The 11,966-nt window shown below is 68.9% G+C and carries 12 protein-coding genes and 1 riboswitch; of the genes, 7 read left to right on the top strand and 5 right to left on the bottom strand.

The window, feature by feature from the left end; all coding sequences use genetic code 11:
* Window positions 1-92: 92 nt before the first annotated feature.
* Both F620_RS0108190 and F620_RS0108195 read left to right on the top strand, forming a co-directional pair.
* Window positions 93-440, top strand: a complete 348-nt coding sequence (locus F620_RS0108190; RefSeq protein ID WP_019570173.1) for a DUF3301 domain-containing protein — start codon at window positions 93-95, stop codon at window positions 438-440.
* Window positions 427-1,371, top strand: a complete 945-nt coding sequence (locus tag F620_RS0108195; RefSeq protein WP_019570174.1) for a hydrogen peroxide-inducible genes activator — start codon at window positions 427-429, stop codon at window positions 1,369-1,371. The genes F620_RS0108190 and F620_RS0108195 overlap by 14 nt, the downstream gene beginning before the upstream one ends.
* Window positions 1,372-1,386: 15 nt before the next feature.
* Here F620_RS0108195 and F620_RS0108200 read toward each other — a convergent pair whose 3' ends face one another.
* The gene (locus F620_RS0108200; RefSeq protein ID WP_019570175.1) at window positions 1,387-2,304 is read right to left on the bottom strand and encodes a GGDEF domain-containing protein; all 918 of its coding nucleotides are present in this window, start codon (window positions 2,302-2,304) and stop codon (window positions 1,387-1,389) included.
* Window positions 2,305-2,584: 280 nt separating this feature from the next.
* Between F620_RS0108200 and F620_RS0108205 the strand changes: the two genes are divergently transcribed.
* Both F620_RS0108205 and F620_RS0108210 read left to right on the top strand, forming a co-directional pair.
* Window positions 2,585-4,546: an ABC-F family ATP-binding cassette domain-containing protein gene (locus tag F620_RS0108205; RefSeq protein WP_019570176.1), complete on the top strand. Its 1,962-nt coding sequence runs from the start codon at window positions 2,585-2,587 to the stop codon at window positions 4,544-4,546.
* A gap of 74 nt (window positions 4,547-4,620) precedes the next feature.
* Entirely contained in the window at window positions 4,621-4,917 is a 297-nt protein-coding gene (locus F620_RS0108210) for a hypothetical protein (protein ID WP_019570177.1), read from the top strand.
* A 258-nt stretch (window positions 4,918-5,175) separates the two neighbouring features.
* On the opposite strand, the gene fliL is transcribed toward F620_RS0108210, so the two are convergent.
* The 4 genes from fliL to gshA all read right to left on the bottom strand — a co-directional run bounded on the left by fliL (window position 5,176) and on the right by gshA (window position 9,365).
* Window positions 5,176-5,544: a flagellar basal body-associated protein FliL gene (fliL, locus tag F620_RS0108215; protein ID WP_369773818.1), complete on the bottom strand. Its 369-nt coding sequence runs from the start codon at window positions 5,542-5,544 to the stop codon at window positions 5,176-5,178.
* Window positions 5,545-5,594: 50 nt separating this feature from the next.
* Entirely contained in the window at window positions 5,595-6,425 is an 831-nt protein-coding gene (locus F620_RS0108220) for a zinc-dependent peptidase (protein WP_019570179.1), read from the bottom strand.
* Between the two features lie 106 nt (window positions 6,426-6,531).
* The gene (locus F620_RS0108225; protein ID WP_019570180.1) at window positions 6,532-7,704 is read right to left on the bottom strand and encodes a PLP-dependent aspartate aminotransferase family protein; all 1,173 of its coding nucleotides are present in this window, start codon (window positions 7,702-7,704) and stop codon (window positions 6,532-6,534) included.
* A gap of 74 nt (window positions 7,705-7,778) precedes the next feature.
* Window positions 7,779-9,365 carry a glutamate--cysteine ligase gene (gene gshA, locus F620_RS0108230; protein WP_019570181.1) on the bottom strand — a complete coding sequence of 529 codons (1,587 nt, stop codon included), beginning with the start codon at window positions 9,363-9,365 and terminating at the stop codon, window positions 7,779-7,781.
* 152 nt (window positions 9,366-9,517) lie between these two features.
* Between gshA and F620_RS0108235 the strand changes: the two genes are divergently transcribed.
* The 3 genes from F620_RS0108235 to F620_RS0108245 all read left to right on the top strand — a co-directional run bounded on the left by F620_RS0108235 (window position 9,518) and on the right by F620_RS0108245 (window position 11,961).
* Window positions 9,518-9,925: a hypothetical protein gene (locus F620_RS0108235; protein ID WP_019570182.1), complete on the top strand. Its 408-nt coding sequence runs from the start codon at window positions 9,518-9,520 to the stop codon at window positions 9,923-9,925.
* Window positions 9,926-9,975: 50 nt separating this feature from the next.
* Window positions 9,976-10,075, top strand: a riboswitch (yybP-ykoY riboswitch).
* Window positions 10,076-10,191: 116 nt separating this feature from the next.
* Window positions 10,192-10,827 (top strand): TMEM165/GDT1 family protein, encoded by a 636-nt coding sequence (locus F620_RS0108240; protein WP_018869137.1) that lies wholly within the window; start codon window positions 10,192-10,194, stop codon window positions 10,825-10,827.
* A gap of 120 nt (window positions 10,828-10,947) precedes the next feature.
* A complete protein-coding gene (locus tag F620_RS0108245) occupies window positions 10,948-11,961 on the top strand; it encodes a glutathione S-transferase family protein (protein WP_019570183.1) in 1,014 nt (337 codons plus the stop codon).
* Window positions 11,962-11,966 lie beyond the last annotated feature (5 nt).

Consider the following 11,966-nt stretch of genomic DNA (forward strand, 5'->3'; position numbering starts at 1 on the left):
CCTCGTCTGTGCGGCGCCGGGACCCGGGGATGGCGGCACATCCGGCGGATCGGCGGGCGTTTGCGGTGTCAGTATGCGTATCATACCGATCCATGACCGGTGTGTTGATCCTGTTAGCCCTGGCCGCGCTGGTGGCCTACCTGAACGCCAACTGGCGGGCGCACGAGCGCGCGCGGCATATCGCGCGGCAGGCATGCGACCGCGCCGGCGTACAGTTTCTCGACAGCAGCGTGGTGCGGCGACGGCTGCGGCCGGTGCGTCATCGGGGCAATCCCGTGCTGCGGCGCGAATACGTGTTCGAGTTTGCCGGCGACGGCGTGGAACGGCGGCGGGGCTGGCTGATCCTGCGCGGGGCGGTGCTGGAGCGTATCACCCTGGACTGGCCCGAAGGCGGGCGAACGGTGGATGAAGTCGGAGGCGGCAGTCATGACCCTGAGTGAGTTGCGCTACGCGGTGGCCGTGGCCGATGCGCGGCATTTCGGCCGGGCGGCGGAGGCCTGTCACGTGTCGCAGCCGTCGCTGTCGGTGGCGGTGCGCAAGCTGGAGGACGAGCTGGGCGTTATGCTGTTCGAACGCGGCCACGGCGAGATCAGCGTGACGCCGGCCGGGGAGCGCGTGATCGCCCAGGCACGGCAGGTGCTTTCCGAGGCGGAGCAGCTGCGCAACGTGGCGGCGCAGAGTCAGGACCCGATGGTGGGGCCGCTGCGGCTCGGGGCGATCTACACTATCGCGCCGTACCTGCTGCCGGAGCTGATCCCGGTGCTGCACGAACGCGCGCCGCAGATGCCGCTGGTGATCGAGGAAAACTACACCAGCCGGCTGCGTGAACGCCTCAAGCAGGGCGATCTGGACGTCATCATCGTGTCGCTGCCGTTCGAGGAACCGGGGATCGTGACCCTGCCGCTGTACGACGAGCCGTTCGTCGGCGTTCTGCCGGGGAGCCACCCGCTGGCGGAGCGGGAGACGGTCGAACTGCAGGCGATGGCGCAGGAAACCCTGCTGCTGCTGGGTGCGGGACACTGCTTCCGCGATCAGGTGCTGGAACGCTGCCCGGAGTGTCAAAAAACCGTCACCGCGGACGGCAGCACCCCGAGCAACCTGGAGGGGTCCTCGCTGGAGACCATCCGCCACATGGTGGCCTCCGGGATGGGCGTGACCATCCTGCCGTGCACCGCCGCCGGGGCCGACCGCTACGCCCAGCGGCTGCTGGCGGTCCGGCGTTTCGAAGAGCCCGTGCCGTCGCGCCGCGTGGCGCTGGCCTGGCGCAGCCGGTTCCCGCGACCGGAGGCGGTGGAGGCCCTGCGTCAGGCGATCCTGCAGACCCCGCTGACCTGCGTGGACTTCATCCGGCCGGGAGACGGCGACGGCTGACCCGCTGCCGGTCCGTCAGTGTCGGGCCAGCACCCGGTCGCGTCCCGAGGTCTTGGCCGCGTAAAGGGCCTCGTCAGCCGTCTGATAGAGGCCTTGCAGGGTCGTGTGGCGGCCCAGCGCGGCCACGCCGATGGAGGCGGTGACGGCGGCTACCCCGTCGCTTTCGACGGCGGCGTCCTCTTCGCCACGCGCGCAAACCCGCACGCCGCCGATCGCCTGCCGGATCCGTTCGGCGCAGTCCATGCCGGCGCGCAGGTCCGCTCCGGGCAGGATCACGAGGAACTCCTCGCCCCCCATGCGCACGCACAGGTCCGACTGACGGCTGGATTCGCGCAGCGCGCGGGCCACTTCGCGCAGGATCTCGTCGCCCACGGTGTGGCCGAAGCGGTCGTTGAGCTGCTTGAAGTGGTCCAGATCCACCGCCAGCAGCGACAGCGGGCGGTCCTGGCGCAGACAGTCGGCCAGCCACTGCTCGCCCTGGATCTCGAAGGCCCGCCGGTTGCCCAGGCCGGTCAGCTCGTCGCGTTCCAGGTTGGCCCGCAGCCGCCGGAAGCGCCAGGCGTTGTGCAGGGCCGGAGCGGCCAGGCCGAGGATGGATTCCACCAGGGCCTGCTCCTGGTCGTCGAAGCGCCGGCCGCGCATCAGCACCAGGGAGCCGAGGTCGGTGCCGTTGTAGCTGAGGGCGTATTCGATCCGATGACGGTCGGGTTCGCCGCCTTCACGGATCTCGCCGTCGTCCGTGGTATAGATCCAGCCGCTGTGCTCCAGGTGGCCGGCCAGATGCTCGTTGATACGGTCGATCACCGCGCCCAGCTCCAGGGTGGCGGTCACCGTCTGGACGAACCCCAGGGCGTCCAGCGGTGCGCTGCGCTGCGGTCCCCCGCCGTTACTGGAGACCAGACGCAGATTGGTGGCGTTGTTGTCGCTGTTCATGGCTGCCTCGCGGTGATCGATGATTCCTGGCCGAAGCAGAAGCGAGAACCGTGCCATGTTTGCAAAATGCTGTTTCCGAAGGGATTTTTGCCAGTCGAGGAGGGCGGAGTGTCGGGTTGTCGGCACATTCTCCGGTCGGGACGGAAAAAATCCGCCGGTTCGACCGGCAAAAAGCGGCAGGATTTCGACGCCATCCAGGGTGGCAGCACGCCACGTGCACATCGAACGGCGTTTCCCTATGCTGCCGCAGCGTACAGGCCACCGTGGGAGAAGCGCCGCCATGATCCGCATGCACAACGTTGAACTGCGACGTGGACGCCAGATCCTGCTGCAGGGGGCGGAACTCACCGTGCACCCCGGCTGGCGGGTCGGCCTGACCGGCGCGAACGGTTCCGGCAAGTCCAGTCTGCTGGCCGCGCTGCAGGGCGAACTGTCACTGGATGCCGGATCCATCGAGCAGCCGGACGACTGGGTGGTCGCGCATCTGCCGCAGGAGGTTCCGGGCAGCGCGCGCCCGGCGGTGGAGTACGTGCTGGACGGTGACGCCGAACTGCGCGAACTGCAGCGGCGCCTCGAGGAAGAACACGACGGGGACGGGGCGGAACAGGCGCGGCTGTACGCGCGCCTGGATGCGATCGACGGCTGGACCGCCGAGGCCCGCGCCCGGCGCCTGCTGGCCGGGCTCGGGTTTTCCGACGCGGACGGCGACCGGCCGATGTCGGATTTCTCCGGCGGCTGGCGCATGCGCCTGGGGCTGGCGCGCACCCTGATGACTCGCTCCGACCTGCTGCTGCTGGACGAACCCACCAACCACCTGGACGTGGAGACCATCGTCTGGCTGGAAGGCTGGCTGGCCCGCTATCCCGGCACCGTGATCGTGATCGCCCACGACCGGCGTTTCCTCGACGCCGTGGTCACGCATATCGCCCATATCGAACGCGGCGCCCTGACCCTGTACAGCGGCGGCTACACCCAGGCCGAGGCCCGGCGCGCCGAGGCCATGGCGCAGAGCGAGGCGGCCGCGGCGAAGGTGGCCGCGGAACGCGCCCATCTGGAGCAGTTCGTGCGGCGTTTCCGTGCCAAGGCGAGCAAGGCGCGCCAGGCCCAGAGCCGGCTCAAGCGGCTGGAGGCGCTGGAGGACGTCGCGGTGATCCGGGCGGCGCGCCCGGTGCACCTGCACATCCCGTCGCCCCAGCGGCTGCCCGACCCCCTGCTGGCCCTGGACCACGCGACCGTTGGCCATGGCGAGTCGCGGCGTCTGCATCCGGCCAGCCTGCGGCTGCGCCCGGAGGACCGGGTCGGGATCCTCGGTCCCAACGGTGCCGGAAAATCGACGCTGCTGGCCCTGCTGGCCGGCGAGCTGGAGCCGGATACCGGCGAACGGCAGCCGGCCCCGGACCTGCGCATCGGCTATTTCGCCCAGCATCAGCGCGAGCAGCTGGACCTGGCGGCCTCGCCGCTGGCGCATCTGCAGCGGCAGGATCCGCGCGCTGCGGAACAGGACCTGCGCAATTTCCTCGGTGGGCTGGGGTTCGGCGGGGAGCGGGCCGACCGTCCGGTGGGCGAGTGCTCCGGGGGCGAGCGCGTACGCCTGGTGCTGGCACAGCTGATGTGGCAGGCGCCATCGCTGCTGCTGCTCGACGAACCCACCAACCACCTGGACCTGGACATGCGCGAGGCGCTGGGCGAGGCGCTGGAGGCCTACGCCGGGGGACTGGTGGTGGTGGCGCATGACCGCGAGCTCCTGGCCCGGGTCTGCGACCGCTTCTGGCGGGTGGAGGACGGTCATCTGAGCGAATTCGACGGCGATCTCGACGACTATGCGCGTGAACTCCAGGAGCGTCGGAGCGGGGACGAAGCGGGACCGGAACCGGCCGGGCCGGGGGGTGCGGCGGCGGCTTCCGGAGAGGATGCCGGGGCCGGCCCGGTGGTGTCGCAGAAGGATCGCCGGCGCGAGGCGGCGCGGGCCCGCGAGGCCCTCAAGCCCCTGCAGCAGCGCGCCGATCGCGCCGAGGCGGAGTGCGCGCGCCTGCAGGAGCGGCTGGACGCGATCGAGGCCGAGCTGGCCGACAGCGAGCTGTACACCGGCGATGCCGAGGCCGCGGACCGCCTGGCGGCGCTGACGCGCGAGCAGGGCGAGCTGCGTCGCCGGCTGGAGGATCACGAAGGGGAATGGATGGAGGCCATGGAGGCCCTGGAAGCGGCACGCCCCGATGCCGGAGGCTCCCCGGCGGGGAAGTGAAAGGCCGACCCTTGCACTCGGAAATTTTCGGGTCTATATAATCGGGTGAGTGCAACGAAACGAGGAGTCATGCGATGAACGCACAAGAGCTGAATCGTCGTTGTGTCGAACTCTTCCATCATCCGGACGCGCAGAACCACATGTGGCATCCGCGGATGTTCTGGGAGACGAATCAGGTCGAGAACCCGAAACCCGAGGACCTGCAGCAGCCGAAGGTGGATCTGCGCGAACTCGAGGTCCTGCTGTCCGAGGTCACGCATCAGCCGTCGCAGTGCGCGGACGAGCTGGAAAAGGAAGATCCGGGTCGCGTGTCGCTGATCCGGCACATGACCGACCGCGGCGACATGCCGTTTCTGCATCGCCCGCATTGAACGAGGCCGGGGTTGTCCGGCGCCGGATCGGCCAGGGGGCTGGCCTCCTGCATGGCGGGGTGGATCATGGCCGCAGGAGGCCGGCCCTCCGGCCGTTGGGGTCTTGGGGGCTGGTGCCGGATCGGCCAGGGGGCTGGCCTCCTACGCGGTGGGGCGGATTATGTCGTAGGAGGCCGGCCCTCCGGCCGATGGCGGCGGTGGGCCGGTCCCCGGCCGTTGGTGCAGCGGTTGGGCCTGATCGGCCAGAGGGCTGGCCTCCTACTGGATGATGAAGTTGGAGAAGTACAGGGCATCGATGCGTGGTTCGCCGGTGAGCTCCTCCAGGATCACCCGCAGCTCCTCTACGGCTTCGTCGCGCAGCGCCTCGCGGCCGTCACTGCGGCGTACCTCAGCAGGGCCGCGTCCGCCCATGACGTGGATCAGCCGGTCGCGGACCGCGGGCATGTGGTCGCGCACCCGGTCCGCGTCTTCCTGTGAGGCGGTCTCCAGCTGGATGTTCGTCTGCAGGTAACGGGCCGCGCCGGGGTCCTCGAGGTTGACCACCAGGCTGTCCAGGGTTACGTAGCGCGAATCGCCGTCTTCCGCGGTGGCCGGGCCGGTCGCGAGCGCCAGCAATACGAGCAGCATCAGGGCCGGGAGTCCGGTGCGGGGGACGGGGTGTTTCATGGATCGGGGCATTATGTCGGTCTCGGTTCGGGGATGGATGTCGCGACCGCCGCCGCGCGGCGATGGGGCTGCTGGCGGAAATAACCCGCCATTTCCTCGTAGACCGCGGGCAGGTCCCGCCGCAGGCGGTCAGGCTCGAAGAAGAAGGCCTCGGCGGCCACCGCGAGGAATTCCTCGGGCGCGGTGGCGGCATAGGGATCCAGCGGCAGGTCGTCCTCGGACACGCCCGGGGCGTCGACCCGGGCGTTGAACCATTCCCAGGCCTCGCTGAAGGCGGCGGTCCAGGCGGCCGGGTCGCGGTCGCGCGGCAGCGGCGGGAAGCCGTTCACGTCGCCGTTGCCGCCGTCCAGGATATGTGTCACCTCGTGCACCACCACCGCGCCGTGCTCGAGGACGTCATTCCACGACAGGATCACCGGTCCCCGCTCCCAGGCCTCGCCGGCCTGGGGCATTGCCCCTCGGTGCACGATGCCGTCCTCGTCCACCCATTCGTGATCGGGCACGAAGGTGTCGGGGTAGATCAGCACGGTATGCCAGTCGCGGTAGGGTTCGAGCCCCAGTTCCAGCACCGGCAGGGCGGCGTAGGCGGCGATCACGTGGCATTGCCAGGGTTCCGGTTCGTGGTCGATCCCGACGAACTCCTTGCTGCCCAGCAGGCCCTCGATGCGTTCACGCAGGCGTTCGGCCTCCGCCGAGTTCAGGGTGCGGATAAACGGGACCCGTCGGCGCAGGTCGGTCCATTCGGTGTCCGCCAGGGTCACGCGCCGCCCGTCGCCCGCCCGGGGCGGGCGGCCCAGGCTGCGCAGCCAGTCTCCCAGGCGTCGGGGCAGGGGCAGGTTCACGATGGATGCGGATCCGAAGGGATGAATGACCAAACTGCCAGAACCCGGGCGCGCTGCAAAGCGCACCCCGGGAAGTGCACGGGAAAGCGCGGGGTTCGGCCTGCGGTTACCCCAGGGCCTGGCAGAGGTCGTCGATCAAATCCTGCGGGTCTTCCAGGCCGACCGACAGGCGCACCATCGAACCGGTGATCCCGCGGCGTTCGCGTTCCTCCGGTGACACGCCGTGATGGGTGGTGGTGACCGGCTGGGTCACCAGGCTTTCGGTGCCGCCCAGACTGGGCGCGATGGCGAACAGGCGCAGGCGGTCGACCACCGCGCTGGTACCGTCAGTGTCGGCATCCAGCTCCAGGGTCAGCATGCCGCCGAAGCCGTGCATCTGCTCGCACGCGAGCGCATGGCCGGGATCCTCCGGCAGGCCCGGGTAGCGCACGCGCGTGACCTTCGGATGGCCCTGCATCGCCTCGGCGATGGCCCGTGCCGAGGCGTTCTGGTGGCGGACCCGCACCACCAGCGTGTGCAGGCTGCGGGCCAGCTGCGCGCAGGTCTCCGGGGAGGGCGTGGAGCCCAGGTTCTTGCGCCAGCCAGCCACGGTCCCGATGTGCTCCGTCGAGCCCATCAGGGCCCCGGCGGTCAGGTCGGAATGCCCGCCCAGGTACTTGGTGGCGCTGTGACTGACCAGGTCCGCCCCCAGTGCCAGCGGGTTCTGGTTCACCGGTGAGGCAAAGGTGTTGTCGACCGCGAGCAGCGCGCCATGGGCGTGCGCCCGCTCGGCGATCTTGCCGATCGGAAACACCTCCAGCGCCGGATTGGTCGGGGTCTCCAGGAACACCAGTCCGGCACCCTGTTCCAGGCAGGCGTCCAGACGGTCGAGCTCGTCGCCCAGCAGGAACTGCGTGCGGATGCCGAGTTGCGGCAGCTGCTCCGAGAGCAGTTCCATGGTCCCGCCGTAGGCATCGCCGATGCAGACGACCCCCTCGCGGCCCAGGGCCAGGAACAGCGCGGTCTCCGCCGCCATGCCCGAGCTGAATACCAGCGCGGCCTCGGCCCCCTCGAGACTGGCGAGCTTGGACTCCACGCTGCGGATGGTCGGATTCATGCCGTAGCGGGTGTACAGGCTCCCGCCGGTACGTCCTTCCACCACGTCGAGGATTGCCGCGGTGGAGCGGTACTTGAAGGTGGTTGTCGGGTAGATCGGCGTCAGTGCGCTGCCATGGGCATCGCCGATCTCGCCGGCGTGGATGCAGCGGGTGGACAGGCGTCGATCGTCGGATTCGGCCATCGGCGGGCTCCCGGTCGCGAGGGGTGTGTTCGGCTCAGGCACGCCTGGCCGCGCCGGGGCATTCTAACCGCCGGTCAGGCGTGGCGCAGGGTGCCGTCGAAGTAACGCTGCAGGAAGGTGTCGAAGTCCAGGGTGTCGGCCGCTTCGATCTCCGCCTGCTCGGCCAGGCTCTGGCGCGCCAGGGCCTCCAGCATGTCGGCGCGCGGCAGCGGTCCGTTGGAGCGGAACGCCTCGCGGTGCTGGGCCGACAGGCGCCGGGCGTGCACGTGGAACCCCTCCTCGCGCGCCATCATGTCTTCCAGCATGCGCGCCGACGGGGTCAGGTCGGCCTGCTCGACCTTGCCCCACTGCTCGCTGAGAGCGCGGCGATACGGGTCGCCCGGGCGGTCCTGGTCGAGTACGGCGGCCACCGGGCGCATTAGCGCCAGCAGTTCGCGCGCCCAGTCCGCCAGTGGAGTGTCGCCCTGCGGACGCTGGAGTTCCAGTCCGGGGCGCCGGCCATAGTGCGCCACCTGCAGCAGATTGGCGTCGATTGCGTCCAGCTCGCCCGGGCCGAACGCGGGGCTGGGCTGCAGCAGGCAGGCGAGGGCAAACGTCTCGAGAAAGCGCAGCTGGGTCTCGTCCACGCCGAGCGGGTGCTGTGCGTTGATGTCCACCGAGCGCAGTTCCACGTACTCGATCCCGCGGGCCTCCAGCGCGTCGGTGGGCTTTTCGAAGCGCTCCAGCGGTTGTTTGGGCCGCACGGTGGAGTAGTACTCGTTCTCGATCTGCAGGATGTTGGCGTTGAGCTGGCGGTATTCGCCGTCGACCTTGACCCCCAGCGCCTCCCACTCCGGGCTGGGGGTGTTGATCGCGCAGCGCAGCGAATTGACGTAGCCGGCCAGCGAGTTGTAGTCCGCCTTGATGCCGGTGTCCGCTTCCTTGCGGTTGGTGTAGCCGATGTCGCCCATGCGCAGGCTGGTGGCATGCGGCAGGTAGCTGGTGTCGTCGTCGAAGTCCTCCAGCGTGGTGCCATGGCCTTCGAGAAACGAGTTGCACACGGCCGGCGAGGCGCCGAACAGATACGGCACCATCCAGCCAAAGCGCAGCAGGTTGCGGATCATCCCCATCATGCGCGCGTCGCGGAACTCGCGGGTGTCGGTCTCGCCCAGCACCTCGGCCAGCGCCGGCCAGAACTCCTCGCGCGGGGAGTAGTTGAAATGCACCCCGGCGATCACCTGCATCTTGCGCCCGTAGCGATGGCCCAGCCCCAGGCGATAGACGGTCTTCATGCGGCCGGCGTTGGAGGGTCCGTAGTCGGCCACCGGGATCGCCGAGTCGTCGGCGGTTACGCAGGGCATGGAGGTGGACCACAGGATCTCGTCGCCCACGCTGGCCGCGGCGAACGCCTGCAGGTCGTGGAGGAAGCCGAGGGTCTCGCGCACGTCGTCGAACGGCGGGGTCACGAACTCCAGCAGGGCCTCGGAGTAGTCGGTGGTGATGTACGGATGGGTCAGCGCCGAACCCAGTGCCGGAGGATGCGGCGTGCGCGCCGGCGCGCCGTCCGCGCCGACACGCAGGGTTTCCTTCTCCAGGCCGATGCGGCCATGCAGGCTGCCGGCGGGGAGCCGTTCCGCCAGTCGCGCCACCAGAGCCTGCAGATTGCGTTCGTCGCTTCCCACGTGCGGACCGCCTTGCTGGATCGAACTTGCTGGATGAAGGGGCGAAAAATACCGGAATGTGCCGCTCCGGTCACCGGGCCGGGGGTGCCGGTTCTCTTCTTTCGCCTCTGCCGGTATATTAGAGCTGGCTGATATTAGAGAGGGAGGCCGGCATGAGCAAGAACCCGGAGGAGGAGGATCCGCGCGAGCTGAGTGACCGCGTGATCGATTTCCTGCGCGCCCCGGCCACCCTGCTGTTCCTGGTCGGCCTGGTCGTCGGGGGGGTGGCGATGCACCTGTTCACCGAGCCGGAGGTCCCGGAGGGCATGTTGCTGGTCACGGTCCACAACGACACTGACGAGATGATCGAGGCGATCCATTTCAGTTTCAGCCACGGTCAGAGCCTGACGGAGATGCGCGAAGGTCGTATCCGGCCGGGCGAGCGCCGCGACGTGGCGCTCAACCATCCCCCGGCGGCCGGCTTCAACATGGAGGTGCGCTACGCCGACGGCGAGGAGCAGGCGTTCTGCGCCAACCGTGGCGTGGAAGGCCGGCGTCAGGAGGTCCGCCTCTACCGTTGAACCGGGCAGCGCGGTTTCTGGACAGGGCGCGAGGCCGTGAATAGACTCTGCACCTGCTCAGGGGAGTAGTCACCCCGTCCGCGCGTGACGGGGGCCTGCGTCAACATCATTGGCCCGCACGGGCCGTGGCGCAGGCAGCCGCATCCGGCCCGACGAGACCTGTGGCATGGACCTCCGGCCCGCCGTAACGGCGGCGGGCGTGCTCGTGGCCGGGCGGCGGGGGTCGATGCCACCGGTCATCGCCCGCCCGGCCCGGATCGCCCGTCATGGAACTCTTTCTCCTTTCCGTCTTCGCCGTGGCCGTGGCCGAGATCGGCGACCGGTCGATGTTCCTCGCCGCGCTGTTCGGCCTGCGCTGCAACCGCCTGTGGCCGGTGTTCTGGGGCATGGCTGCCGGGCTGTTCGCCAATCAGCTGGTGTCGGCCGTGGCCGGGGTGTGGCTGTTCTCGGTGATCGACGCCGACTGGCACCTGTGGCTGGTCGCGATCGCGTTCCTGGCCATGGCGGTCTGGGTGCTGATCCCGGAGGACGACGAGGACGGGGTGCCGGAGAACCCCTGCGCCCGCAGTCTGTTCTTCACCGCTGCGACCACCTTCTTCCTGTTCGAGATGGCGGACAAGACCCAGCTGGCGGTAGTCGCCCTGGCCGGTGCCTCGGGCAGTCTGGTGCCGGTGGTGCTGGGTGCGACCCTGGGGATCCTGCTGATCACCGTGCCCGGGCTGCTGCTGGGGCGGCGCTTTGCCGAGCGCATGCCGGTGCGCACGCTGCGCTGGTTCGCCGCGGCGCTGTTCCTGCTGATCGGCCTGTGGACTCTGCTGGAGGCGCTGGGATGGATGCCCGATCTCGGCATGCCGGACTTCTCCGGCGCCCTGCTGGAGGCCGCCGGCCGGAGCGGCGAGTGATTTCGGCGAGGAGGGTCGATACCGTTCGTTTTTGTCGTCGGGTTTTCGCGAAAATCCGCGATTTTCATTCGATTGCATCGATGGGATCATCATCCGGACGAATCATCCGGAGGAATGGCCATGAGTCTGCTGATCAACGGCGAGCTGCGCGAAGGCTGGCTGGAGGAGGAATCCGACGAAAACGGCGAGTTCGTGCGCCAGGATCAGCAGTACCGCAACTACGTCACCCCCGACGGCAGCCCCGGCCCGCTGGGCGAGGACGGCTACCCGGCCGAATCCGGCCGCTACCACCTGTACGTGTCGTATGCCTGCCCGTGGGCCCATCGCGCGCTGATCCTGCGCCGGCTCAAGGGGCTGGAGCCGCATATCGGGCTGTCGGTGGTGCACCACTACATGGGCGATGCCGGCTGGTCGTTCGATGACTGCGATGGCTGCACCGGGGACCGGGTGCACGGCTCGCGTTACATGCACGAGCTCTACACCCGTACCGATCCGAACTACACCGGCATCGTCACCGTGCCGGTGCTGTTCGATACCGAACGCGACCGCATCGCGAACAACGAGTCGCTGGATCTGGTGCGCATGTTCAACAGCGCCTTCGATCACATCACCGGCAACACCCTGGATTTCTATCCGGAGGACCTGCGCGAGGAGATCCATGCGGTCAACGACCGGGTCTACGAGAACGTGAACAATGGCGTCTATCGCTGTGGCTTCGCGACCACGCAGCAGGCCTACGATGCCGCCTTCGACCGCCTGTTCGAGACCCTGGACTGGCTGGAGCAGCGCCTGGCGCGTGAGCCCTTCCTGGTCGGTGACCGTCTCACCGAGGCCGACTGGCGACTGTTTACCACGCTGGTGCGTTTCGATCCGGTGTACTACAGCCACTTCAAGTGCAATCGCCAGCGGCTGACGGATTTCCCGAACCTGTCCGCCTATCTGCGCATGCTCTACCAGCGCCCGGGCGTGGCCGACACCGTGCGCATGGACCACATCAAGGCGCACTATTACGGTTCGCATCCGATGCTGAACCCGTCGGGGATCGTGCCGAAGGGACCGGTCATCGATCTCGACGCCGCGCACGGGCGCCCGTTGGGCGCCCTCCCCGGGACCCTGCGGAACCCGGGCGAATGAACCGG

This window comes from Thioalkalivibrio sp. ALE11 (assembly GCF_000381205.1).
Taxonomy (GTDB): Bacteria; Pseudomonadota; Gammaproteobacteria; order Ectothiorhodospirales; family Ectothiorhodospiraceae; genus Thioalkalivibrio.

What these genes read in the sequence shown, in the direction of transcription:
- F620_RS0108200 (WP_019570175.1), bottom strand. Translation starts at nt 2,304, where the DNA reads ATGAACAGCGACAACAACGCCACCAATCTGCGTCTGGTCTCCAGTAAC.
- F620_RS0108225 (WP_019570180.1), bottom strand. Translation starts at nt 7,704, where the DNA reads ATGGCCGAATCCGACGATCGACGCCTGTCCACCCGCTGCATCCACGCC.
- F620_RS0108240 (WP_018869137.1), top strand. Translation starts at nt 10,192, where the DNA reads ATGGAACTCTTTCTCCTTTCCGTCTTCGCCGTGGCCGTGGCCGAGATC.
- F620_RS0108190 (WP_019570173.1), top strand. Translation starts at nt 93, where the DNA reads ATGACCGGTGTGTTGATCCTGTTAGCCCTGGCCGCGCTGGTGGCCTAC.
- fliL (WP_369773818.1), bottom strand. Translation starts at nt 5,544, where the DNA reads ATGCTGCTCGTATTGCTGGCGCTCGCGACCGGCCCGGCCACCGCGGAA.
- F620_RS0108205 (WP_019570176.1), top strand. Translation starts at nt 2,585, where the DNA reads ATGATCCGCATGCACAACGTTGAACTGCGACGTGGACGCCAGATCCTG.
- F620_RS0108245 (WP_019570183.1), top strand. Translation starts at nt 10,948, where the DNA reads ATGAGTCTGCTGATCAACGGCGAGCTGCGCGAAGGCTGGCTGGAGGAG.
- F620_RS0108195 (WP_019570174.1), top strand. Translation starts at nt 427, where the DNA reads ATGACCCTGAGTGAGTTGCGCTACGCGGTGGCCGTGGCCGATGCGCGG.
- F620_RS0108210 (WP_019570177.1), top strand. Translation starts at nt 4,621, where the DNA reads ATGAACGCACAAGAGCTGAATCGTCGTTGTGTCGAACTCTTCCATCAT.
- F620_RS0108235 (WP_019570182.1), top strand. Translation starts at nt 9,518, where the DNA reads ATGAGCAAGAACCCGGAGGAGGAGGATCCGCGCGAGCTGAGTGACCGC.